General features: G+C 42.4%; 19 protein-coding genes. 10 read left to right on the forward strand and 9 right to left on the reverse strand.

Going from position 1 to position 24,518, the window contains the following annotated elements; translation table 11 throughout:
- The first annotated feature begins 27 nt into the window (after positions 1-27).
- Positions 28-489 carry a (2Fe-2S)-binding protein gene (locus tag LCH52_13990; GenBank protein MCA0389596.1) on the forward strand — a complete coding sequence of 154 codons (462 nt, stop codon included), beginning with the start codon at positions 28-30 and terminating at the stop codon, positions 487-489.
- A 1-nt stretch (position 490) separates the two neighbouring features.
- On the forward strand, positions 491-2,587 hold the full coding sequence (locus LCH52_13995) for a molybdopterin-dependent oxidoreductase (GenBank protein MCA0389597.1): 2,097 nt from the start codon (positions 491-493) through the stop codon (positions 2,585-2,587).
- A 194-nt stretch (positions 2,588-2,781) separates the two neighbouring features.
- Here LCH52_13995 and LCH52_14000 read toward each other — a convergent pair whose 3' ends face one another.
- Positions 2,782-3,663 carry an EamA family transporter gene (locus LCH52_14000; GenBank protein ID MCA0389598.1) on the reverse strand — a complete coding sequence of 294 codons (882 nt, stop codon included), beginning with the start codon at positions 3,661-3,663 and terminating at the stop codon, positions 2,782-2,784.
- Positions 3,663-4,532, reverse strand: a complete 870-nt coding sequence (locus tag LCH52_14005) for a DUF72 domain-containing protein (GenBank protein ID MCA0389599.1) — start codon at positions 4,530-4,532, stop codon at positions 3,663-3,665. The genes LCH52_14000 and LCH52_14005 overlap by 1 nt, the downstream gene beginning before the upstream one ends.
- 51 nt (positions 4,533-4,583) lie before the next feature.
- Here LCH52_14005 and LCH52_14010 point away from each other — a divergent pair, with 51 nt between their 5' ends.
- A complete protein-coding gene (locus tag LCH52_14010; GenBank protein ID MCA0389600.1) occupies positions 4,584-5,714 on the forward strand; it encodes an AI-2E family transporter in 1,131 nt (376 codons plus the stop codon).
- On the opposite strand, the gene rfbD is transcribed toward LCH52_14010, so the two are convergent.
- From rfbD to LCH52_14035, 5 genes are all read right to left on the reverse strand, one after another.
- Positions 5,711-6,607, reverse strand: a complete 897-nt coding sequence (rfbD, locus tag LCH52_14015) for a dTDP-4-dehydrorhamnose reductase (protein ID MCA0389601.1) — start codon at positions 6,605-6,607, stop codon at positions 5,711-5,713. The two genes, LCH52_14010 and rfbD, sit on opposite strands and share 4 nt — an antisense overlap.
- The gene (locus LCH52_14020; GenBank protein MCA0389602.1) at positions 6,597-7,496 is read right to left on the reverse strand and encodes a carbohydrate kinase family protein; all 900 of its coding nucleotides are present in this window, start codon (positions 7,494-7,496) and stop codon (positions 6,597-6,599) included. Before LCH52_14020 ends, rfbD begins: the two co-directional genes overlap by 11 nt.
- Positions 7,497-7,612: 116 nt before the next feature.
- Positions 7,613-8,347, reverse strand: coding sequence for a cytosolic protein (locus tag LCH52_14025; GenBank protein ID MCA0389603.1), 735 nt, complete (start codon positions 8,345-8,347; stop codon positions 7,613-7,615).
- A gap of 1 nt (position 8,348) precedes the next feature.
- Positions 8,349-9,176 carry a site-specific DNA-methyltransferase gene (locus LCH52_14030; protein MCA0389604.1) on the reverse strand — a complete coding sequence of 276 codons (828 nt, stop codon included), beginning with the start codon at positions 9,174-9,176 and terminating at the stop codon, positions 8,349-8,351.
- 214 nt (positions 9,177-9,390) lie between these two features.
- A complete protein-coding gene (locus tag LCH52_14035; GenBank protein MCA0389605.1) occupies positions 9,391-11,841 on the reverse strand; it encodes a TonB-dependent receptor in 2,451 nt (816 codons plus the stop codon).
- Between the two features lie 244 nt (positions 11,842-12,085).
- Here LCH52_14035 and LCH52_14040 point away from each other — a divergent pair, with 244 nt between their 5' ends.
- The 7 genes from LCH52_14040 to aroF all read left to right on the forward strand — a co-directional run bounded on the left by LCH52_14040 (position 12,086) and on the right by aroF (position 21,019).
- On the forward strand, positions 12,086-13,270 hold the full coding sequence (locus LCH52_14040) for an efflux RND transporter periplasmic adaptor subunit (protein MCA0389606.1): 1,185 nt from the start codon (positions 12,086-12,088) through the stop codon (positions 13,268-13,270).
- A 10-nt stretch (positions 13,271-13,280) separates the two neighbouring features.
- A complete protein-coding gene (locus tag LCH52_14045; GenBank protein MCA0389607.1) occupies positions 13,281-13,964 on the forward strand; it encodes an ABC transporter ATP-binding protein in 684 nt (227 codons plus the stop codon).
- Positions 13,961-15,121 carry an FtsX-like permease family protein gene (locus LCH52_14050; GenBank protein MCA0389608.1) on the forward strand — a complete coding sequence of 387 codons (1,161 nt, stop codon included), beginning with the start codon at positions 13,961-13,963 and terminating at the stop codon, positions 15,119-15,121. The genes LCH52_14045 and LCH52_14050 overlap by 4 nt, the downstream gene beginning before the upstream one ends.
- A gap of 10 nt (positions 15,122-15,131) precedes the next feature.
- Positions 15,132-16,298, forward strand: coding sequence for an FtsX-like permease family protein (locus LCH52_14055; protein MCA0389609.1), 1,167 nt, complete (start codon positions 15,132-15,134; stop codon positions 16,296-16,298).
- A gap of 56 nt (positions 16,299-16,354) precedes the next feature.
- A complete protein-coding gene (locus LCH52_14060) occupies positions 16,355-17,953 on the forward strand; it encodes a hypothetical protein (GenBank protein ID MCA0389610.1) in 1,599 nt (532 codons plus the stop codon).
- A gap of 151 nt (positions 17,954-18,104) precedes the next feature.
- Complete coding sequence (locus LCH52_14065) at positions 18,105-19,826, forward strand: ATP-binding protein (protein ID MCA0389611.1); 1,722 nt, start codon at positions 18,105-18,107, stop codon at positions 19,824-19,826.
- Between the two features lie 179 nt (positions 19,827-20,005).
- Positions 20,006-21,019: a 3-deoxy-7-phosphoheptulonate synthase gene (gene aroF, locus LCH52_14070; GenBank protein ID MCA0389612.1), complete on the forward strand. Its 1,014-nt coding sequence runs from the start codon at positions 20,006-20,008 to the stop codon at positions 21,017-21,019.
- Here aroF and LCH52_14075 read toward each other — a convergent pair.
- Together LCH52_14075 and LCH52_14080 are read right to left on the reverse strand one after the other, a co-directional pair.
- Positions 20,996-22,555, reverse strand: coding sequence for an FAD-dependent monooxygenase (locus LCH52_14075; protein ID MCA0389613.1), 1,560 nt, complete (start codon positions 22,553-22,555; stop codon positions 20,996-20,998). The genes aroF and LCH52_14075 overlap by 24 nt on opposite strands.
- Before the next feature lie 35 nt (positions 22,556-22,590).
- On the reverse strand, positions 22,591-24,357 hold the full coding sequence (locus tag LCH52_14080) for a PAS domain-containing protein (GenBank protein ID MCA0389614.1): 1,767 nt from the start codon (positions 24,355-24,357) through the stop codon (positions 22,591-22,593).
- Positions 24,358-24,518 lie beyond the last annotated feature (161 nt).

Below are 24,518 nucleotides of genomic sequence, written 5' to 3' on the forward strand. Positions count from 1 at the left end.
ACAAATAATTCGAAGAAGAAAAATTTTATGCCTGAATTCAAACTTAAACTTAACGGTAGTGAAGTATCAGTTGATGTTGATGCCTCGACACCCTTGCTTTGGGTGTTAAGAGATGAACTTGGACTGACCGGAACCAAATACTCGTGCGGAAAGGGCATTTGTGGCACATGCACGGTATTGCTTGAAGGAGAAATTGAAAAGTCGTGTTCCATTCCTGTCTCACAGGTTGGAGACAGAAAGATAGTAACCATCGAGGGATTTGCGAAAGACAAATCACACCCGATCTTCAAAAAATGGATTGAAAAAGAAGTCTCCCAATGCGGTTATTGTCAACCGGGACAGATTCTTACAGTCGCTTCACTTCTAAACCGCAAATCCAAACCAACACCTCAGGAAATGGAAATTGCCCTGACAGGCGTACTCTGCAGGTGCGGAACCTACCCGAGAATCAAAATTGCTGTTGATGAATTGATGAAAGAGAGAGGCTGATATGAAAAGGCGTGACTTTATAAAAATTGCGAGTATTTCAGGTGGTGGATTGATACTCGCAACATTTCTTCCCGCCTCCCTGGTCAGGGGTGAAAACGGAATTTTTGGTGACGATCCGAAAGGGATATTTCAGCCGGGTCCGTTTTTACAGATCAACTCCAACGGTGAGGTCACTATTATCGTGGCAAAGTCGGAAATGGGTCAGGGGGTATATACTTCACTCCCGATGATTGTGGCTGAAGAACTTGAAGTTGACTGGGAAACCGTAAATATTGTGCAGGCGGATGCCGGATTTGATTATGGAAATCAAACAACCGGCGGAAGCACGAGCATCAGGCAGGGTTATGAACCGTTAAGAAAAGCCGGTGCAACAGCCAGGATTATGCTGATCTCTGCAGCAGCAATTCTGATGAAAGAGAAAATTGAAGATCTCTATGCAGAAAAGGGATTTGTAATCAGCAAAAAAACAGGTGCAAAACTCTCTTATGGCGAACTTGCATCAGAAGCATCCAAACTTCCCGTTCCGGCAGATGTGCCGCTTAAAGATCCGAAAGACTTTAAGATTATCGGGAAAAGCACTCCAAGAAAAGACACGCCACCTAAATTGTACGGTGAGGCAATTTACGGAATTGATGTCCGTCTTCCGGGAATGATCTATGCCACTGTAAAGCGACCTGATGCCTACAAACTGAAACTCAAGGCTTTTGATAAATCCTCGATTTCATCGCTTCCGGGAATATATGACGCATTTGAAATCTCAACGGGTGTTGCCATAACAGGAAAATCGACCTGGCAGGTCTTTAAAGGAGCAGAAAAGCTAAAAGCTGAATGGCTACCCTCGGATACGCTAAAATTCAACACCAGTGATCTGCGCGAGGAAGCAAAAAAGAAACTCGCTGAGCCGGGTGGAGTAATAAAACAGGAAGGTGACCCTGACACAATCTTGAAGGGGAATAACGGAACAATTACTGCCGATTATGAAGTGCCGTTTCTCTCTCACTCACCGATGGAACCGATGAACGCCACTGCACACTTCATCAACGGAAAATGTGAAGTGTGGGCTCCAACTCAAAATCCGCAACGGCTCAGAAAAGATGTCGCCAGCACTCTCGGAATCGATGAAAAGGAGGTTACGGTACATGTGACTTTCCTCGGCGGAGGATTTGGAAGAAGGCTCGTGAACGACTTTGGTGTCGAAGCTGCTGAAATTACAAAAAAAACGGGTAAACCGGTAAAACTTACCTGGACAAGAGAAGATGATACAAAACAGGGAGTTTACCGCCCGTACGGTTTGTACAGATTTACAGGTACAGTAGAAAAAAACGCTCCTGTATTCACTCTCAACATTGTCGGGCAATCCATTCGTGCACAATGGAGCAAGGACACCCTGAAGCCGGAGCAGTTTGATATTGCTGAAGGTGCAAAGGACCTTCCCTATGGTATCAAAAATTATAAAATTACGGGTACTCTTCTTCAGACACCACTAACATCAAGTCCATGGAGAGCGGTCTACCATTCTCAGGTGCCATTTGCGGTCGAGTCATTCATCGATGAACTGGCGCATTCGAAAAATATCGATCCCTTCATCTTTAGAAGAGACCTGATGCCTGCAGGCAGCAGAGAGAGGGCAGTTCTCGAACTTGCAGCAGAAAAGGCAGGTTGGGGTAAGCAGAAAGGGATGGGAATTGCATTCTTCCAGGGATATGACAGTTATTGTGCTCAGGTCGCAACAGTTTCGGTTACGAACAACAATGTCAAAATTCGAAAGTTTGTTGTCGCTATCGACTGCGGACTGGCTATAAATCCTGAATCTGTAAAAGCACAAACTGAAGGAGCGGTAATCTTTGCGCTATCGGCTGCCATGAAAGGGAAGATCACTGTTAAAAATGGAGCTGTGGAGCAGTCTAATTACGATGACTATGGCATCATTTCATACGATGAGGCTCCTGAAATCGAAGTTCACATCGTGCAAAATACTTTCAAAGTGGGTGGAGTGGGTGAGGTTGGTATCGGTGCGTGTCCCGCTGCTCTGAGTAATGCAATATTTGCTGCTACAGGCAAAAGAATCAGGACACTCCCTGTTTTGGACAATTTGTAATTTGAAAATAAGTTCGCAGATACACGCGGATTAAAAGGAGTTACGCAGAGGAGAGTTTAAGTACAATTTATTGGTTTTGACTTATGAATTACCGGGACTGAAAAGGGGTCTCGACTGGTCCCGATTTACAGTAATTTCAAACTTCAAACCTCTGACTTCAAACTTCAATAATTCATCCTTCAAGAATTCAACCTTCAATTTTTGAAGATCATCAGAACGGTGCCTGCCACAATTACAAAAGCGGCAAATCCCTTTCTGAGTAAATCGCCTTCGTTGAATATTTTTCCGCCGGCAACACTTGCAAAGAAGACTGAAAATCTCTTAACTGCTATTACCAAAGCAACGGGGGCGATAGTGAAGGCAACGATCTGGGTATATCGGTAACCGATTGTTATGGCAGCCGTCGCAACGATAAGAAGAAAGAGGGGTTTCAACAGCTCGCCTTTGGGCAGGGTGAAACCGGACCGGGTAAAGAGCATCAACAAAGTAAAATCGAAAAGGAAAAAGATGTGTTGCATCACCATGAAGGTGGAGGTCTCCATCTTGTGGTCTTTTAACAGGTATTTGTCAAGAATCGTTGACACAGTAAAAAATGCAAGCGCTGCTGCCACATAAATATATTTCTTTGTTGTAAAGAATATCCTGAATGGCTCCACCGCCCCCTTTATAGTCTTCATCTCGAGAAAATAAGAACCCAGGAGAACCATGGAAAGTCCCAGAATCTCTTTTATTGTCAATGTTTCACCGATGAAAATAAAAGCAAAGATTGCAACGGTTGCAGGAGTCATCGCCAGGAGGGGAAGTGCGGAGCTGATCTCGAGACTCTTCAGACTGAGCATAACACACCAGAAAGCAAATGCCTGAAGGAATGTTTTGATAAACATCACCCATGTTTGTTCGCCGGTAATCATCGTAAAATCGATGAAAAACAGAAAAGGGATACAAAAAATCAGATTTACCCAGGAAAGATGAAATGAAAACTCAAGTGCATTTATCCCCTTTAATGCTTTCTTCTGTGTAATTGCCGCAACACTTGAAAGAACGGCGGAAGCCAGAGCCCAAATAAACCAGTGCATTAGATATCTCCCAGTCCTTTCTTGATTTTGTTTATTGTCAGAGGAGCTGAACCTTCATAGTGATTATTTACATTTAAATATACTTCAGTATCCATTCCCTTCAGCATCTCGAGTAGTCTGGTCAATCTTGAAATTTCCACATCTTTCGGTTCAACAATTCTGTCCCATACGCCCCCTGTTTTTTCCTCAATGCTTGATCTGTCCGGTCCGTGAAGTCGAATTATGATCCTCTCACCGAGCAAATCCTTAAACTTATCGATGATTTCAAAAACCGGTGGCATAAAGTATCCCTGCAGGAAAACAGGGACTACTTCAAGGTCATGCAGGAGAGTGAAAAATTCACGGGTGAGGAAATTTGGATTTCTGATTTCCACCGCAAGCGGCAACCCGTTTCCGGCATCTCTAAAAAACCTCTCGAGCAATCCAAAAAACAGGTTTGGATCAGGCATTTTTTGTTTGTTCAAATACTCAAACTGTAAAATCAGTGCAGCAGTTTTCGAGTGGAGTGGTGAGATCGAATCAACAAAGGACTTCCATAGCTCACCTGAGAGAAACCACGGGTTTTGCTCAAGTTTTCCACCGGTATATTTGGGATAAAAGTGGGTGAGTGTAATTGAATTGGGCACTTTAATGGTAAATCTGAAATTATCCGGTGTGACGGAAGCGTATTCCTCCGCATCTTTTACTTTTGGAAGTGCGGGTGGTTTCCCGGGAGTAAAAAGTGACCAGAACCACTGATCAACTTCGACAGAATCAAAAGATTTTGCGTACTCCTCCAAAAAATTGATTTCACCAAATTCAGGATATATAATCCCTTTCCATGACTCATATTTCCAACTGCAGGTGCCGAACCGGACAAGTTCACTCATAACTAAAAAACTTTTCCTATATTGAATTCAAAAAAACAAACATTTGAAGCCATGACCGAAAAAACAACTCTGGATAACCTGACAAAATTTTTCATTGCGACGCTGGGCATAGTAGCCATCGTTATCGTGTTGAAAGAACTTCAAAATCTTTTTCTTCCTTTTGTAATAGCCTATTTCCTTTATTTCCTTTTTGTGCCACTAAACAGATTTCTCACTTCGAAGAAAATACCACTCGCAATTGCGGGACTGTTGGATATTGCCATTACTTTCACAATGACATGGTTTGCGGGCAAATTTATCATAGACAGTCTGATGAGCTTCAGCAGTGAACTCGATCTTTACGATAAAAAACTTTCTGCAATGGTTATAAACACTGCCACCTCCCTCGGTATCACCGATCCGGCATTAAATAACTTTTCGATACAATCGCTTTTAAATCAGATCGACTACGGTTCCCTTGCCGGAGGTCTACTCACCTCGACAATTGATCTTATGGGTTACGCCCTGTTTGTAATATTTTTCTTCTCGTTTATTCTTCCCGGTCACAAAGCGATATATCGTGCCATCGAGAAAAGGGTTGTCTCTCCAAAGAAGTTCGAAATTATCAAACGGAAACAGCATGTTGCTGATGAATCAGGTAAATCCGTTGACCAGCTCGATCATGATCTTGAGGAAGAAACCACGAAGCTTGAGAAAACATTTAAAACCATTCCCGAGCAGATTCAAAAGTATATTATTACAAAACTTGTTCTCAATATCCTTGCCGGTGTAACCGTCGGGGTTGTTCTTGGAATTCTTGGCGTTCCGTTTCCCGCAGTATGGGGAGCATTTACCGCTATCCTGAACTTTATACCAACAATCGGGTCTGCTTTCGCAACAATACTTCCCGCCCTGATGTCGCTGGTGGATTCAGGGGAAATCACTTTCACGCTGCTGGTTGTTGGTTGTATGGCAGGGATACAAACCCTCTACTTTAACCTTCTTGAGCCGATGATTGTTGGGAAAAGGCTCAACCTGAATCCTCTGGTTATTCTTTTTTCTGTTATAATCTGGGGTTACATCTGGGGTATTATGGGGATGTTTCTGGCAGTTCCCCTGACGGCAATTCTAAAGATTGTAATCTCAAATTTTGATTCAAAAAACATGCAGTTTATTTCAGATTTGATGGGCTCGAACGATTAGAGGTTAAGTTCGTCCTTCATAAATCTGAATGTATCCTCTATCGAACTGGCAGAGTAGCCGAATTCGGTTTCTGCCTTAATGGTTACCAGTCCCGAGTTCAGGGGCCTTTTTGCCGGCTGATTCAGTTCAGGTGTGGTAATTGCCTTCACGAGCGATTTATCGAGACCAAAAAAGTCGACTATTCTCATTGTAAAATCATAACGGGAGAGGAATTCCCGGCCACCTATATTGTAGACTCCGTACTTTCCAAATTCCATCACCTGTCCAATGGCTCTAACCAGGTCATCCAGGAAAGTGGGATTATTTATCTGATCGGTTACAATTCTTATTGTCTCACCTTTTCTTATCGATTCAACGACCCAGCGCACAAAATCAAGCCGCCCTTCTTTTATCACACCATACAGTACATTCGTTCTCAATATAGTGTAGAGTGCGTTCGAAATTCTCAGGGCATTTTCACCCGCCAGTTTGGTCCTTCCATAGTAACCAACCGGATTGGGTTTGTCGTTTTCGGAGTACTGACCTTTTATTCCGTCAAAAATGTAGTCAGAAGAGATGTGTATCAAATGGGCATCACAGTTCCTGGCGCCTTCAGCCATGTATTCCACAGCTTTTACATTGATGCTCCATGCCAGTTCCCGTTCGGACTCGGATTTATCCACATTGGTAAACGCAGCGGCATTTATGATGTAATCGGGGGAAAAATTCGATATAATCGATTTGACCTTGTCTCTTTTTGTAATATCCGCCTGAACATAATTTGCGGAAGTGTCGTAGAACTTTTCTTCGAAGGAAGAGCAGAGGACAGAGTAACCGAGTTTTTTAGCGAAATATTCATAGCACCGTTGTCCAAGCATACCTGATGCGCCAAAAATCAGAATTTTATTTTTCATATAAGAGGGAATCAACATCTTTTTTAAGGTTCTCTATCTGTTCTGTTGTTTTATAAGTTGATATTACAGCACCGGCAGCATTTCCTGCATAAAGTGCTTTTATAGCGTCACCTGTTCTCAACCAGTTGAGGAAAAATGCGGCACCAAACACATCGCCACACCCGACCTTGTTTACGGTTTCCACTTTGATTGCTTTCGCGAAGAGGGAGTTTATTTCACCATTTTTCAGGTAATACATTCTTACCCCCAAATCGCCTTTGGTAACCAAAACAATTTTGACTCCCAAATTTAAGATATTTTCGACTATCGATTCCTCTATTTCGCCGGTACCACAACAAAGAATTTCAGTTTCATTTGCCTGCAGGATGTCGACAGATGCTGCCCACTTGTCAATATCAACTATTTTAGCGAAGTACCGGTTCCCGTCTTCGCTGAAGGACCTTGCCCGGGAATGGATATCGAGAAACAGAGGGGCTTGAGTGATTGATTTTAGTATCTTCAAATCATCGGGTGCAAAATCAAAACCGGTTATGAGATTCACGAGGACTCCACTCAGGTTGAGATCTGCCAGCCTCGCCGGGTCAAATTTAATTTTCTCCGTCAGGTACTCATATTTTTCCTCCCTTTCACCTTTTTCGTGAATGAAAAGGTGGTTGACGGGAAGCTGCTCAACAATATTTACGAGTGATCTGTTGAATCTCTCGTAGAGAGGGAAGTAGAGGTGCTTTTGTTTTTCTGACAGGTTCGTCAGCATAAAAATCTCATCACCATCTTCCTTGAGTGCATCAACAGCAGAAGCCACATAGAACATCCCACCCGGCTGGTTTAATACCGTGCCGTTTATATGAATCATGTCCTCTACGGAGGATCCGGCGATAAGAAGCTTCATATAAAACCTGGAAAATGATGTGTAAATATAGGTGTTTTATGGCAGGGAACATTAGAGTGGCAAGCGGATTCCGAAGAGTCAGCTGGATCGAATATGGATACAGCCGGAAATTGGGATTATGCTTTCTTGCCCGAGTTAAGTTCCATTATTTTGTTCCAGTTAATCGAACCATTTGGGAGACAGAAGTCGTTCAAGAAACCTCTCTGCAAGGTAGTGATTATTTCCATGTACTTTTCCAGAAATTCCAGATTCTTCTGTTTGGCATCATGTCCGATCGGTATTATTATTTCTCTGTACAGATCGTCATCACCTGAGATAAATGACCAGAACCTCTGTCCGCAATACTTGAAGTAATCTCCTTTGTCAGGGGTGTTATCAATACCATAGCAACAACCGTTCACAGGAACCACACGCAAACCTGAATTACTGGTACGCAAAGTTTTAATTGCCGACTTGAAATCGCTGAGCATTTTCTTGTTCTGACTGCTGTTTCCCCAGTTGGGACCCGACTTTATGCTGACAATGTATCTGATCGATTCTTTATCAAATTCAAGATCGATTCCTTGAATTCCAGACTTTCTACCGCTATAAACCGAAGAGTTAACGAAAATCGCTAAATTCTCCAACCAGTCACCAAAAATAGTCTCTTCGTTGGACGACAGAAATGCATCAGCAATACTTTTGATCATTTCAGCCGGTCCGAGGTCTTTGGCTTTGAACAAATAAGGATTTTTTCTTTTGATTATTTTATTAAGATCAAGTCTGCCAAGACTTTCCAACCGTTTTGTATGAAAAGTACCGATATTTTCTGTTACATAATTCTGAATGAGTTCTAAATTGAATTGTGCCATATCAACCAAAGAGTACCAGTTTTTGAGGTTCCACAGACAACTTGACCATATTGTAATATTCTTCGACAACATCAATACCAATTGAGTGTCTGTGCATTCTGTTTGCTACCTGGATTGTAGTCCCGGATCCCATAAAAGGATCTAAAACAGTATCCCCGGGTTGAGTAAAAAGTTTGATGAACCATTCGGGTAATTCCTCGGGAAATGCAGCGCTGTGATTTTTGTTGGAACATTCAGTCGCGAGGTGCAATACATTCGAAGGATAAGCCTTATCCCGATCCACCCAGTTGGAAATGTTTTTTCCAAAGCCGCTTCCAACTTTCGAGTTATCTCTGATTTGATCAGTTTGGCTCAATTTTTTTAAGCGTGTTTTTGCCCAGTCACCCATGGGAACCATCACACTTTCCTGATACATTGCGAACTTTTTGTCTTTATTGAATTGCAAGAGCCGTTCCCAGGAATCTCTGAACCTGTTGGGCCACTTGCCAGGATATGAATTTTTCTTGTGCCAGATGAATTCTTCCGTCCACAGCCAACCCTGTTTTCTCATCTCCAATATAAGCTCCAACACATAAGTGCTTCTTTCGCCATTCACGACTTTTTCCTTGATGTTCAAAACAAAAGTGCCCGTTGGCTTTAGAACACGGAGAAACTGCTCACTTCTTGGGATAAACCAGTTGACATATTGATCCGGGTGGATGCCACCGTAGGTTTCTTTTCGCTGATCAGCATAGGGGGGTGAAGTAAAAATCAGATCGACACAATTATCCGGTAGCTCTTTTAGAACTTCCAGGCAGTCGCCGAGATAGATGTTGTTATTAATTTCCATTGTTGCTCTATTGTGTTGTCTGACATTTAAAAAGTTTGACTCAAAAATACAATTTTGTAGCCGATAAATCAAACACAAAAAGATCAGCGATTTGTAACCTCCATAAAAAAAAGCTGCCCCGGTCTCACAAGGCAGCTTTATTCACAGACTGAAACAGTCGTTATCGTGAAAGTAAAATTAAGTAGTGCATGATCCCAAAATCATTTCTGACCGTCTAGAAGGAATCAGCTCCGGGACCTTCTTCTCCACCTTTCTTCTGCTGTTTTTTGAAGCTGTTGAAGGTGTAGGTGAGCCCTACATAAACATTTCTGGAGTCATTCTTACGATAGTTCGACAGGTCGAAATTGGTACCGACAGTTGAGTTGGTCCACTTCATTGTATTGAAGAGATCGGAAACTCTTACTGTAAGTGACAGGTTACCATCGAAGAAATCCTGTTTGTATGCGACATCCATGAAATACATTTCTTCAGTTCTGCCCTGGGCATTTACAGAGGGGGCATTGTAGTTAAACATCAACTGCATGCTTGCACCCTCGAAGAGATTGAGCGAGGAGATCAGTTTGGCATTCCAACTGTAATCATCCTGATTTATTTTTGTCAATCCCGACTCACCATTCAACTGAATTCTGTAGTAGGAGAACGATGGCATCAGACGGAATCCGGAGATAATTTCACCACCGGTGCTAACTTCAAATCCTGTGCTTTTTTGGGTTGCAATATTATCCCATGTTGTTTCAGTGATTCCATTACCGATAAGACGGGTGAATGAGTTGATTGCACCATTCGTTTGACGGTAGAAAAGGGTTGTCATGAAGTTCAGTTTACCCATAAAAAGTGAGTAACCGAGTTCATAAGAATCTGTAAACTGCGGGTTGATATTTGGATTACCGAAGTAGATGTTGAGTGAATCTGTATTATCAACAAAAGGATTCACCTGTCTTGGATTTGGTCTGTCAACTCTGCGGCTATAGTTAGCTCTGATCTCCTGAATCATACTTGGTGAGTATGTCAGGTAGACAGACGGGAAGAAATCGGTATAATTTTTATCCACTTTGACATTGGTTCTGTCGGTTTTGCCATCAGCAATAGTTGTTTCAGATCTTAAACCTGCCTGATATTTGAAGTCGCCGAAGCTTCCTGTAAATATTGCGAAGGCAGCATGAATCTGTTCATTGTAATCGAAGACATTTGTCTGATTGGCGTTTAGCACCCAGTTGTCAGTTACGGGGTCGTTATTGAAATAGGAGACACCCGAGTTCAGATTTCTGAAAGTGGTCTTGATACCTGTTTCAAGTTTTGTGGTACTTTCAAACAGGGGCATGGACCAGTTGATGGAACCGACAAGAAACTGAAATTTATTTTTTGAATCATTCTTGGTTTTCACGAGCGAGGAATTGTTGAATCTGTCAACATTCGAAAAACTGTTCAGATTTACATCATTTCTCGAGAAAGTCAGATCGGCAGTCAGTTCAGTGTTTTTATCGGTAAAGGTTCTTTTGTAATTCAGGGAGTAGTTCTGATTTTGGAAATCTCTTGCTCCCTCACTGTATCTCTGATACACTTCTGCAGGAGTTCCTGAAGAAGTGGAGGTGTTTTGAGTCTTGAACGCATTATCGAAATTGAACTTCCTGTAATTTCCCTGAAGTGTCAGGGTATTAAAGTCATCAAGGTACCAGTCGAAACCAAGGTTGTAGTTACTCATGTTCATGGTAAAATTACCGTTGGAAGTCTGGGAGAGGATATTTGTGGAACCGGGATAGAAGGCGGTTCTCACAGAGTTACCCTCGTTCATGAAGTTGTTCACTCTGAAATCAAAATTTCCGAAGAAATTGATATGTTCGAGTTTGTAGTTCAAATTGACTGAGGAATTGTATTTGTCATTTGTTCCGACATTTGAAGAGAGCATACCGTTGATACCAAGGTTTGATTTCTTCTTCAGTTTAATATTCACAATACCGGCGGTGCCTTCTGCATCATATTTGGCTGATGGATTTGTTACGAGTTCGATGGATTCGATCGAACCTGCAGGTATTGAAGCCAGAATGTCACCGATTGACTGACCGCCTGTGTTGGCAGGTCTGCCATCAATGAGGATTTTCACATTTCCATTCCCGCGAAGAGTCAGGTTACCATCTATGTCAACCTGTACCGAAGGGACATTTCTTAAGACATCGGCGGCATTTCCGCCTGCGGATGCGATATTTTTATCAACATTAATAATCTGTTTGTCGAGATTGTTGATTATGGCGTCTTTTTCGCCTGTAACCAGTACTTCATCAGTTGTCATTCCGGCAGGTCTTAACTTCAAAATCCCCAAATCAACAGACAGACTCTTTGGAGTCACCAGTATCGAGTCGATTGTGAGTTTCTCATAACCAATAAATGAGATTTCAGCAGTATAAAAGCCAAAGGGCACCTGGGACATTTTGAACAGCCCGGAAATGTCTGTTACAGTCCCGTTCACAAGAGCTTTGTCTTTTTTGCGGTAAATTACAAAATTACCATACTCGACCGGTTTGCCGGTTTTGGCATCAACGAGTACACCTGAAATCTCACCTGAAGGATCTGCTCCGCCGGGTGTGTTTACAGGTTTTTTTTGCTGGCTAAGGCTCTCGCTCGACAAAATTATGAGTGAGAGAATTGAAAGAATTATGATGCGTCTCATTTTCCTCATCGTAGAAATTTAATAATACTGATAATTGGACAGCCAAAATCACGAAAAGATTAATGATATTCAAGGATTTTGGTTGAATGGTATATATTCTAAACAAGCGGTTAAAAAGAATGGTTTCTGTTGAATAGTTTTATATCCAGAATTCAAGAAATTAAGGGAGAAATTTGTTATTTTTGCCCTTTTATAATTTAACAGTATAATTATTCATAAAATTCAATTCAGACGAGAATTTAACATGCCCGATTCAGAAATGGATCTTTCAACACTAAAAATTGACCGTACTCAAAGAAAAAATCCGGAAAACCGCGGAAAATACATCAAATTCGGGGTGCTGATAATATTATTGGCAGCGATCGCATGGGCGGTTTTTTATTTTTTTGGTGATATTTTTGATCCTCCGGCAGAAGTAAAAATGACGACCGCAGTAATGCAAACCCCAACAGAAAGTGAAGCCCTGCTCACAGGAAATGGTTATGTAGTGGCTCAAAGAAAGGCCTCCATTGCATCGAAAGCAATGGGAAGACTGGTTTTTCTGAAGGTAGTGGAGGGTGATAAAGTAAGGAAAAACGAAGTTATCGCCCGGCTCGAAGATACAGACATTATCGCTCAGATACAGCAGGCAGAGTCGAACTTGAAACTTTCTGAGACTGACCTTAAGGAAGCTGAAAACAATTTCAGAAGGGCGAAACAACTTTTCGAGAGAAATGCTCTGACCGAAACCGAGCTTGATGCCGCAGAGACAAGGTTAAAAAGGGTGGTTGCAGGAATTGATTATGCAAAAACCCAGATAACACGGCTGAAGGTGGACCTTGAAAATACTCTTATAAGGGCTCCTTTCGATGGAACTGTACTGACTAAAAATGCCGAGGTTGGCGAGGTGGTCTCTCCTTTGTCTGGTGGAGCCAATTCCAGAGCCGCAGTTGTTACGATTGCAGATATGAACTCCCTTCAGGTCGAAGCGGATGTCTCAGAATCGAATATTGATAAAATAACTTTGAACATGGAGTGTCAGGTTTATCTTGATGCTTACCCTGACAAGGGATATGCAGGTTTTGTAGCAAAAATAGTACCTACTGCCGACAGGTCAAAAGCGACGGTATTGGTGAAGATCGGGTTTAAGGATTACGACAGCAAGGTTTTGCCTGAGATGAGGGCGAGGGTCTCTTTTCTCGCTGAACCTGTAAAAAACACGGATCAGAAGCCGTTCCTTGCCATTCCTGTAACTTCGATCGTAAAACGGGATAATAAAAAGTATGTTTACAAAGTGAAAGACGACAAAATTGTGGAAGTTCCTGTAACAACCGGGAAGGAATACGGAACCTCTGTCGAAATCACATCCGGACTTGCCGAGGGTGACAAAATTCTCGAAAAGGTCACAAAAGAAATAACTCCCGGTCTAAAAGTGAAAATCAAACAATAACAGGTAATATATGTCATCTTTAATAGAGATCAACAACCTTCAAAAATCGTATTGGAGAAACAACCTCGAGATTCCTGTCTTGAATAAACTGAGTCTCGGTGTCGAGAGTGGTGAGTTTCTTGCCCTGATGGGACCTTCGGGTTCGGGGAAAACCACACTTTTGAATATGATTGCAGGTATTGACAGACCCACAGAAGGCACCATTAATATCAATGGCGAAGATGTGGGGCGCATGAGTGAGTCGAATCTTGCAAAATGGAGATCGGCTAACATCGGATTTGTTTTTCAGTTCTACAATTTGATACCTGTTCTTACTGCTTTCGAGAATGTCGAACTGCCGCTTCTTCTTACCAAGTTGAAAAAAGATGAGCGGAAAAAACATGTCGAAACCGCACTGACCATAGTAGGACTTGGTGACAGAATGCACCACTCCCCGAAACAACTTTCAGGTGGTCAGGAGCAAAGAGTGGCTATTGCCCGGGCAATTGTAACTGATCCATTGATAATTGTTGCAGATGAACCGACCGGAGATCTGGATAAAAACTCGGCTTCCGAGATTCTGTCGCTTTTGGAAAAACTTAATAAAGATTACCATAAAACTATCGTAATGGTAACTCACGATCCGCATGCTGCTGAGAGAGCAAGTCGTGTCCTTCATCTTGAGAAAGGTGAACTGGTCAAGGAGACAGTATGAAAATCTTAAAGATTATGCTGAAGAATGCACTTCGGCACAAATTGCGTTCCTTCCTTACGATTATTGGTATTTCAGTTGCCGTTATCGCTTTTGTTGTGATGAGAACAATCATTACGGCATGGGATATCGGGGTGGAAGCTGCTGCTGCAGATCGTGTAATTGTCAGGAATGCCGTATCATTTATCTTCCCTCTGCCGGTAGCATACAAAGATAAAATAGAGAAAATCGACGGAGTAAAAATTGTTTCATGGGCAAACTGGTTTCAGGGAGTCTACAAGGACAAGGAAAACTTTTTCGGCAGAATGGCAGTGGATCATAATACTTTTTTCGAAGTGTATCCCGAGTTTATGATTACGCCTGAAGAAAAAGCCGCATTTCAAAAAGATGTTCAGTCGTGTGTAATTGGCGAGGCTACCGCTACAAAGTTCAATATCAAAAAAGGTGATATTGTTACTATTGAAGGGGATATTTACCCCGGAAACTGGGATTTCAAGGTGGCAGCCGTCTATAAAGCCCGCGACAAGATAACTGATGCGACCGGCATGTACTTCCGTTGGGATTATGTAAACGAACGCCTGCAGAAAGAGTCTCCAGCAAGGGCAAATGAAGTGGGCTGGTATATTATCAAAGTTACCGATCCTGACAAAATTGCTGCCATTTCACAAAAGGTTGACGGATATTTTACAAACAGCTCATTTACCACCAAAACAGAGTCGGAAAGGGCATTCAACCAGGGATTTCTTGCCTCCACAAGTGCCATTATCACAGCAATGAATGTGGTTTCATATGTAATTATCGGAATCATAATGCTCGTGCTTGGTAATACCATGATCATGGCAGCGAGGGAAAGAACCAGGGAATATTCAGTGCTGAAAACACTCGGATTTACAGGGAAGCATCTGACAGGCCTGATACTCGGTGAATCGCTGGTTATATCCTTTCTTGGCGGACTCATTGGACTCTTCCTCGGGATCTCTCTTGTCGATGGTTTGAGTCAGATTGTCCCAAAAACAATATTCCCAATCCTGGAAGTAAAAACGATGACAATATTATTTGCTTTCTTTTCAGCCATGCTGGTCGGAATAATTGCATCGATTTTCCCGATTCACAAAGCCGTCAATACAAAGATTGTTGACGGATTCAGATTTGTAGGGTAAGGAGAAGAGTATGATACCTTTAAAATATACAGTAAACAGCCTCAAGAGAAGAAAACTCACCACTTCAATTACCATTGCCGGTGTTGCACTTGTGGCTTTTGTTTTCGCAGCGGTTTTAATGATGGCTTATGGAATTGAGAAAACCCTCAAATCGACGGGTTCACCTGATAATATTAAGATTGTCAGAAAATCTGCGACGGGTGAGATATCCAGTCTTATTGACGGTGAGTCTCAATCAATTATTTCCACATCACCACTGATTAGTAAATCGGCTGCCGGAAAACCTCTTATCTCAAAAGAGCCCGTGGTTCTGATAAATCTTACCCGCGATGACGGTGCCACAGGTAACCTGACTGTGCGCGGAACAAATGAGATTTATAAAGAACTCAGACCTCAGGTCAGGATCATAGAGGGACGCGAATTCAAATTCGGAGTGAATGAACTGATTGTGGGCGATGCACTCGTTGCAAAATTCCCGGAGACTGAAATCGGAAAGAAAATTAAATTTGCCGGTGGTGACTGGACAGTTGTTGGAATTTTCACAACTGACGGAAGTGGTTTCGATTCGGAATTGTGGGGTGATGCTTCGCAGATTCTCGCAGCTTTCAACAGAGGAAGCACTGTAAGCACGCTGACAACAAAACTTGTTTCTCCCGATCAACTCGATCAGTTTAATCAGTTCCTGCTCAAGGATAAACGGCTGAATCAATATGAAGCGAAGGCCGAGCAACAGTATTATGCCGAGCAGTCGGAGGGACTTTCCCTGTTCATCAGCATAGTCGGAATATTTGTCACTGTGATTTTCAGTTTTGGAGCAACCATTGGAGCCACAATCACGATGTACTCTGCGGTTGCGAACAGGACTGTGGAAATTGGAACGATGAGAGCCCTCGGCTTCAGCAGAAGGAGCATACTGATGGCATTCCTGATCGAGTCGCTGTTTCTGGCGCTTCTCGGCGGAGTAATCGGGTTGGGACTTGCATCTTTCCTCTCATTTGTGAAGATATCGACTTTGAATTTCTCGTCATTTTCAGAGATAGCATTCAGTTTCTCCCTTTCTCCGGCGATAATCATTTCATCTCTGATCTTTTCACTGGTTATGGGTTTCATTGGCGGTTTCCTGCCGTCATTCAGAGCAGCCAGACTGAATATCGTAAATGCACTTCGGGGGATGTAGCTTAACAGCTAATCCCTCTTTTGTTTATCTTTGCTTATCGATTATAAAGAATTTTGATGAGCAAGATTAAACACTACATATTAATTTTTTCCGTTCTCCAGGCAGTTGGACTTTCGCAGAATTTACTGGAGAGCGGAAAAGATATTTTTCGTTTGGCAGAAACAAGCGATACAGTTCAGATTGAACTTTATTCTCAAGCTGCGGAGAAGCTGGAACAGTATCTGCTCACAGATTCGACAAATCCGGAGGCTCACTACTTTCTCGGCTATGCCTACGACAGAATATCCCTCCCCACGATGAATTACCTCCCGGTTCTGGATATGTCATTCCTGCGGAAATCGGTGATCCACTTCCTTAAATCGATCGAATTGTCACCTGAATACAAAGGTGAATCGTGGCACTTAAGCGCCTATTCCAAGATTATTTCCATTTGGGGAACTGCGGCACTTTCGTATATGGTGAAAGGTCAGCCTGATTCGGCAAAGATATGCTTCAGACAAATCCTAAAAAACGGAGTGATATCGGGGGCATATTTCGATTATGGCGAGAATCTTTTAAGATCGATACCCCAAAATGCAATAGTCTTTTCAGAGGATGAACTGGAGACCTTTCTTGTCTACTATCTTCAACTGATGGACGGTCTTCGTAAAGATATCACTTTTTTACACGCCGGATTTCTAAATGCTCCCGAGTATGTAAAACTCATGAAGTCAAATTATTTTATGGGCACATATAATGCCGGGATGGACATCTCCGTGGATGAAATTGAAAAACTTCAGCCACAGACAAGAAAACCTGAAAAGTATAATCTTGAGATTCCGTTGTCAGTCCTCGATAAATATAAAGTGGAAAGCAAAGAGAGATTCCCCAAACTGTCGTTCGTATTTCCTCCGGTTCCGGAGAAAGAAGCAGATTCTTCCCAACTGGTTGTAACAGGTTCGGAGCAGGTTATATTCGACATCATAGCTAAAACAAAATGGCTTAGGGATATCTGCTTTACTCCGACATATCAGGGACGCGCACGCACCGTGTTCTCCAAATATCTCCGGGCGGAAGGGCTCGCTTACAGGATGCTTCCCTATGTAACTTCCGAAAGAAATGAATCGATAAACAGTGATCTGCTGGAAGTACTCTTAAGTACACCCGAAGATTATTTTGATGAAACAGCAAATTTTGGGATGCCATTCGATTTCGGTTCAATTAATTCTGAAGAAGTGGTTCGTGACAGGTCTTTATATTCCCTCATCGACAACTATTCCAATCTTTATTTCGATCTTGCTGATTCATACCTTATGATGGAAAACAAAGGTCAGGCAAAAAGGGTACTGATTTATTTTGATATGAATCTGAAGCCCGGAACCCTGATAAGGAACTACTCAACTGTTTACAGGGCGGCGCTTCTCTACGAGAGGGTGGGCGAACTGAATGATTTCAAAAGACTTGGCGTCATTTCAGAAGGACTTGCCTTAAAGGAACTCGAAAAAGATCCGTTCTCATACGATGATACCGGAAGCCCCTACGACATGCTGCTTGACTACTACATCAAGATAAACGACATGAATAAACTGATTGAGATGCTTCGTAATCTCTCCCAAAGGTACCCGGAAAATCTCGAAATAAAAGAAAAACTTGATGCTTTGACAAAAAAAGGATAGGTTTTACTGCCTCTTTCCGATGAATTGTTGCATCCTTTTTTTGCCATCCACAATCGAAATTTGGGATTCTCTTCTACGCTCTAATTCAACTAAGAGTAACTAACCACAAATCATTATATTTGCACATACCAAACAATTAAAATTCAAGCAAATGAAAAAGCAAATACCCTCCAAAACTTCAAATTATGCAGAACTCATTAGAGAGCAGGCATATTACATTGACAAAACAAAATTTATAGGACTGCTTGAGCAACTTAGTGATAATTACCTCTTTTTTCTCCGTCCGAGAAGATTCGGTAAATCGCTTCTAATTTCGATGCTTGAACATTATTATGGTATTCAGTACAATGATCAGTTTGAGGAATTGTTCGGAAATTATTATATCGGACAACCGGGGAACACTACGGCTCTTAGAAACAGCTATTACATCCTCAGTTTTAATTTCAGCGGGATTAAAACAGAGGATTCCGGGAGGATTGAATCTGAATTTAATTCGGAAGTTTACAATGTCATCATTAATTTTTTGAATGATTACGACATTGGTACCGAAACTGAGAAGGATATCTTCAGAAATCCTGATTTTTCAAGTCCCGAACTGCTCAGAAATTTTTTCACAATCTTTAGTAAATACAGACCGTCCGGTAAGGTATATATTCTAATTGATGAGTATGATCATTTCACAAATGATCTGTTCTCATTCAATCAAGAGCATTTTCAGGAGGTGGTCTCCCGTAACGGCTGGGTGAGGAAGTTTTATGAGACCATTAAGATTTATACCGGGAAAGGGATAGTCAGCCGTTTTTTTGCCACAGGAGTCACCCCGGTTACTTTGGACAGTATGACGAGTGGATTCAACATCGGGTTAAATATTACACTCGACATCGATTTTCACAATCTTGCGGGATTTACGGAGGCTGAACTGAAAGAGTTGATACTCGGTACAATCTACGAGGAAGGGAAATTCGACCTTGATAAACTGCTTGGCGATATGCGTGCCTGGTTCAACGGTAGCCGTTTTTCGAGAAGAGGTGGTGAGAAACTGTACAATCCCCAGCTGGTGTTGAGTTTTCTATCGGCTTTTCACAAAGATTATACATATCCGGAAGAAATAACTGACAATAATGTAACAAGCGACTGGAAGAAGATCAGTAACATACTCTCAAAATTGCCCAAAGCTGACAGGGATTACATCATTGAACATGTGTATGTGGAGGAGGCGATTGAAGGCGGTCTCTCAACACAATTCAATCTGGAGATGCCATACCGCCGGGCAGACGCCATATCGGTTCTCTTTTACAACGGACTTCTGACAATTGACAAAGAGGAGTACGGTATAATCAGGTTTGTGATTCCGAATTATGTTATTAAAACCATCTACTGGGAGTATCTGCGTGCAGTGTATGAGATGGAGCAGAATATTTCGTTTGACCTTTCCGAAAAAGCCCGCATTTTCAAGCAGATGGCGAGTGAAGGAAAGATTGATTACCTCGTAGAAGAAGTATCGAAGATTATGGAACCGCTGAAAGACAACGACTTCCAGAACTTCCGTGAAAGCAATCTGAAGATGATTGTAATCTCCATTCTCTCATTAAACAGGATATTTATTATCGACAGTGAGAGAGAGATTTCAAACGGCAGGCTTGATCTTCTTCTTACGAGATATGATGCGTATGACTCCAAGTATCAGTTTCTAATCGAATTCAAGTATTTGAAGATGAAAGATGAATCGAAGTACGAGCAGATAAAGAACGAGGGCATCGCCCAGCTCCAGAGGTACAGGTCATCGGAAGAGATAAAACGCCTGGAAAACCTGAAGTGCTATTTAGTCCTTTTCAGCAAAAAGAAAATTGGAGAGGCGTTTTTAATCCAATAATCCAATAATGCAATAATGCAGAAATGTTTCATAGCGGGAGAGGAGTAACCCGGTTACCCGTAACATATTGAAAGCAACTAAAGTTACTCCTGAACGGTTTTTATTACAGAATCTGATTACTTATTGTTAAACATGCAAAATAGAGTTACTTTTGCAGTTCATTTTTCCCGGAGATCAAGTTGGTTGTAGTATTTGAACAGCGAGCAGATGAAGAAAAGATTGACAGAATCGTTGAGAAGATCAAAGGTATGGGTTATTCTGTATTAAAATCCGAGGGAGAAGGACAGCGAATCATCGGTATCGGAGGGATGAAACCCGAGAGTGATATAAAAGAAATCAGCATGATCGAGGGTGTTGCGAAAGTACTCAGCATTTCCGAACCGTATGTTTTTGCAGGGCGGGAGTTTAAAGCCGACAATACCATCATTAAAGTTGGTAATGCATTGCTCGGAAGTGAAGAAGTTACAATAATTGCAGGTCCTTGTGCAGTGGAGAATGAAAGCCAGATTCATTCTGTTGCCCGTTATGTGGCGAAATCGGGAGCGAAAATTTTAAGAGGTGGTGCCTACAAACCGAGAACCTCCCCCTACTCGTTTCAGGGGTTGGGTGAGGATGGTCTCAGATTCATAAGGGAAGCTGCAGATGAAAACGGCTTAAAGGTCGTAACTGAAATAATTGATCTCACCCTTATCGATCTTGTCGGGAAATATACTGATATTTTTCAGGTGGGTGCACGAAACATGTATAACTACCCGTTGCTGAAAGAGCTCGGGAAATTAAATATTCCTGTACTCCTAAAGAGGGGATTGTCTGCAACCATTGATGAACTTTTAATGTCATCCGAATATATCCTCGCAGGCGGGAACAATAAAGTAATTTTATGCGAGAGGGGAATCAGGACTTTTGAACCCTCCACCAGAAACACATTTGATGTATCAGCAATACCGGTGATCAAACAGAAAAGCCATCTTCCTGTAATTGCCGACCCTTCACACGCCACCGGATACCGTGATATGGTAACTCCTGTTGCCAGAGCAGCCGTTGCTGCCGGCGCTGACGGACTGATAGTTGAAGTGCACAACGATCCAGCAAAAGCCATGTCTGATGGTCCTCAGGCACTCTTTCCGGATCAATTTGAAAAGTTGATTAATGAAGTGAGATTAATAGCCTCAGCTATCGGAAGACGGGTTTAGAAAGGCTGCTGCCACATTTTCTCCATCGATGGCAGCGGAAACAATTCCACCCGCGTAACCCGCTCCTTCACCACAAGGATAAAGCCCTGAAATCTGCGGATGCATGAGCGTTTCCCTGTTTCGCGGAATGCGGACAGGTGATGAAGTCCTCGATTCAACTGCAAGCATCTGAGCCTCTTCTGAAATGTAGCCCTTCAGTTTTTTATCGAAAATTCTCAAAGCCTCTTTTAATCTGAATGAAATTTCATGCGGCAGAATTGTGTTCAGGTCGAGTGAAACAGTTCCGGGTATATAACTCGTTTTGGAAAGTGTCGAAGAGACTTTCCCTTTTGTGAAGTCAGTCACCTTTTGAGCAGGGGCAGTTTGAGTGCTTCCCCCTGCCTTCCAAACATCAATTTCAACCATTTTCTGATACTCCAGCGCCGCAAGGGCACCTTTGTTTTCAAATTGCGCCCAGTCGTTTGGAGTGACCTCAACTACGAATCCTGAATTTGCAAAAGGGGAATCGCGGCGGGAGACCGACATTCCGTTGAGTACAAGTTCACCGGGAGCACTTGATGCCGGAACGATGATACCTCCCGGACACATGCAAAAAGAATAGACTCCTCTTCCGGAAGCCTGGCATGTGAGTGAGTAACTCGCTGCCGGCAGATTCGGGTCTCTTTTTTTGGAATGGTAACGCGCCTCATCGATAAGCGGTTGCGGATGTTCGATTCTCACACCGAGGGCGAAAGGTTTGGCTTCAATCAATATTTTTTCCCTGTCGAGGAGATAAAAAATGTCTCTGGCAGAATGACCGGTAGCCAGTATAACGGCATCTCCTCTGAACTCTTCTGATTCGTTTACGACAACTCCTGTGATTGTGTTGTTTACCCTCAGAAAACCGATGACTCTCGAATCAAAATGAATTTCACCACCATGATCGAGAATTGTTTGACGGATGGAGGCGATAATTTTCGGCAGTTTATTTGATCCAATATGAGGGTGAGCATCTACCAGGATGTCGGGGTCGGCTCCATGCATTACAAGAATGTTCAATATTTTAAGGACATTTCCTCTTTTGTCGGAGCGGGTATAGAGCTTGCCGTCGCTGTAGGTGCCTGCACCTCCTTCGCCGAAACAGTAATTGGAATCGGCGTTTACCGTATGGAACTGCATAATTGCTCTAAGATCCCGCCTCCTTGCCTGCACATCCTTCCCTCTCTCGAGGATAACCGGTTTAATGCCGCTTTCCAACAGTCGGAGTGCTGCAAAAAGTCCACCGGGACCTGCACCGACAATAATTACCTGTTTACCATCGGCAGCTTCCTTGTAAACAGGAGGTGTAAGGGGATTAACGACCGGTTCATCAATAAAAACCTGAACTTTGAATCGGTAAAGGGGGGTTCTGCTTCTCGCGTCAATTGATCTTTTCGAGATGTAATATCCCGATATTTTTGCCGGTTTCTCTCTAATCGATTTGAGAATGAGGGAGCGTATTTTTTCGTTGTCGCGGACATCAGCCGGATTCACGGCGATTTCAATTTCTTTTATCATAATTCCGGCGGGTCAGGAAATCCCGTTTCCGGCTATCAAATCGACAAGCCTCTCGGGAGGGTGAATGTTACAATAGTGCCCATTCCCAGTTCACTCGAAATCGCAATAGTGCCATGCATCTTTTCCAACAATTCCTTACACAGGAGAAGACCGAGCCCGGAACCTTTTTCATTGAATGTTCCCCGGGACGATCTTGTTTGAGAGATGTCAAAAAGTTTATTCAGGCTTTCAGATTCGATACCTCTTCCATTGTCGATAACCGAAACTTCGATCGTTTTATCCGTAGCTTTCTGGTTAATCCAAACCTGAGAACCGACATCACTGAATTTAGCGGCGTTCGAAAGAAGGTTTCTGATGACGGTAATAGTCATCTCGGTATCCGCAATTGCGAAAAATTCTTCAGATGGTGTAAATTTTATTAAAATATTTTTGCTTTCAAAGACGGATGATACTTGAGCAATGGCTTTTTGGATGGTAGTTGAGATCAGAAACCTTTCGGCATTTATTCTCAATTTCCCTTGCGTTGCCCTTGACCATTCGAGAATCGATTCCAAAAGTGCGAACTGGGTTTGAGCTATTTCATAACTTGATTTGATGAACTGTTTTCTTTCATCTTCTGTAAAAAGTTCATAGTCGCTGTGCAACAGGTCAAGTGAATTAAGCAACGGGTGGAAAGGACCCCGCAAGTCGTGAGCCAAAATGGAAATAAACTTGTTCTTTCTTTCATTCAAATCTCTTAATTCACTCGAAAGTGCTTCAAGTTCCCGTATCGAGTGTTTACGGTGGGTAATATCGAATCCGAAAATCGCCAGCCTGGAAACATCGCCATTTTCGTCAAAAACTGGATAAATCGAGTTCAGGATGTTGCTTCCAAATCTCAGATCCTCGAATTGTACAGAAGCTTTTTTACGGATGACCTCGTCAACCTTTTTTCTTCTGTATTCTGCTGTTTCAGGTTCCAGAAGTTCAAAAATGTTCTTTCCAGACAGATCTTCTCCCGGCCTCTTAAGTCTCTCGGCAGTAATTAAGTTACTGATTACAACGGTGCCGTCAATTTCGATCAGAATAGCAGATTCGGTGATCGAATTTACGAGTGACTTTAGAACTCCGGCATTTTCTTTGACGCTTTCCTGGAGTTTGATTTGTTGAGAGACATCTCTTGCAACGGCATAATATTTATCATTTTTGATTGCTGCCCGCCAGTCGAGGGTAACAACTTCACCTGATTTGGTCAGATATCTGTTTCGGAAAGAAGATATGATCCCGTCATCCGAGACATATCCCGCTAGGTTCAGGGTTTTTTCCAGATCATCGGGGTGTACAAATTCGATAAATGAGCGACCCTGCAGCTCCTTAACTTCAAAGCCGAGAGTTCTCTCCCATGCCTGGTTAACTCTTATGAGAGTTCCGCCAATTGTGGCTATACAAAGAAGGTCGGGTTGGATGTCGAAGAAGGTATTAAATTCGAATTCCCGTTCTTTTTTCTCTGTAATGTCGGTGATATATCCTTCAAGAAAAAGGAGATTCCCTTTGTCGTCGTAGATTCCTGCCCCTTTTTCCCAGACCCATTTCTCATTACCCGATTTTGTCAGGATTCTGTACTCGATGGTGAACGGAAGTCTGGAGTCAATTGATTCCTGGATGGCATCCCGGACTTTTTTTCTATATTCGGGCAGAATTAAGGAATCGAAGGAAACGAGTTGATTTATAAACTCATCCGGTGTGTATCCGGTCAGCTCAAAAGACCCGGGGGAAATAATAAACATGGTCCAGTCAGAATCATTGGCACATCTGTATGCCATTCCCGGCAAGAAACTGAAGAAATTGTCTAGAGCTATGCCATTACTACTATCTGAACTCCCATCAGAAATCATGATTTGGCTTTCTCAAAAGAGGTATAAAAAAACATTTAATGATGAGTTGTTAATCTAAATCATATTTTTCATAAATGCAAATGTTATTT

It is taken from the genome of Bacteroidota bacterium, from assembly GCA_020161395.1.
Lineage (GTDB): Bacteria > Bacteroidota > Ignavibacteria > Ignavibacteriales > Ignavibacteriaceae > UTCHB3.

Coding starts and splice junctions, on each gene's coding strand:
- LCH52_14050 (MCA0389608.1), top strand. CDS start 13,961: ATGAAAATCTTAAAGATTATGCTGAAGAATGCACTTCGGCACAAATTG.
- LCH52_13990 (MCA0389596.1), top strand. CDS start 28: ATGCCTGAATTCAAACTTAAACTTAACGGTAGTGAAGTATCAGTTGAT.
- LCH52_14040 (MCA0389606.1), top strand. CDS start 12,086: ATGCCCGATTCAGAAATGGATCTTTCAACACTAAAAATTGACCGTACT.
- LCH52_14000 (MCA0389598.1), bottom strand. CDS start 3,663: ATGCACTGGTTTATTTGGGCTCTGGCTTCCGCCGTTCTTTCAAGTGTT.
- LCH52_14060 (MCA0389610.1), top strand. CDS start 16,355: ATGAGCAAGATTAAACACTACATATTAATTTTTTCCGTTCTCCAGGCA.
- LCH52_13995 (MCA0389597.1), top strand. CDS start 491: ATGAAAAGGCGTGACTTTATAAAAATTGCGAGTATTTCAGGTGGTGGA.
- LCH52_14005 (MCA0389599.1), bottom strand. CDS start 4,532: ATGAGTGAACTTGTCCGGTTCGGCACCTGCAGTTGGAAATATGAGTCA.
- LCH52_14025 (MCA0389603.1), bottom strand. CDS start 8,347: ATGGCACAATTCAATTTAGAACTCATTCAGAATTATGTAACAGAAAAT.
- LCH52_14020 (MCA0389602.1), bottom strand. CDS start 7,496: ATGAAGCTTCTTATCGCCGGATCCTCCGTAGAGGACATGATTCATATA.
- LCH52_14030 (MCA0389604.1), bottom strand. CDS start 9,176: ATGGAAATTAATAACAACATCTATCTCGGCGACTGCCTGGAAGTTCTA.
- LCH52_14035 (MCA0389605.1), bottom strand. CDS start 11,841: ATGAGACGCATCATAATTCTTTCAATTCTCTCACTCATAATTTTGTCG.
- LCH52_14065 (MCA0389611.1), top strand. CDS start 18,105: ATGAAAAAGCAAATACCCTCCAAAACTTCAAATTATGCAGAACTCATT.
- rfbD (MCA0389601.1), bottom strand. CDS start 6,607: ATGAAAAATAAAATTCTGATTTTTGGCGCATCAGGTATGCTTGGACAA.
- LCH52_14010 (MCA0389600.1), top strand. CDS start 4,584: ATGACCGAAAAAACAACTCTGGATAACCTGACAAAATTTTTCATTGCG.
- LCH52_14075 (MCA0389613.1), bottom strand. CDS start 22,555: ATGATAAAAGAAATTGAAATCGCCGTGAATCCGGCTGATGTCCGCGAC.
- LCH52_14055 (MCA0389609.1), top strand. CDS start 15,132: ATGATACCTTTAAAATATACAGTAAACAGCCTCAAGAGAAGAAAACTC.
- LCH52_14080 (MCA0389614.1), bottom strand. CDS start 24,357: ATGGCATACAGATGTGCCAATGATTCTGACTGGACCATGTTTATTATT.
- LCH52_14045 (MCA0389607.1), top strand. CDS start 13,281: ATGTCATCTTTAATAGAGATCAACAACCTTCAAAAATCGTATTGGAGA.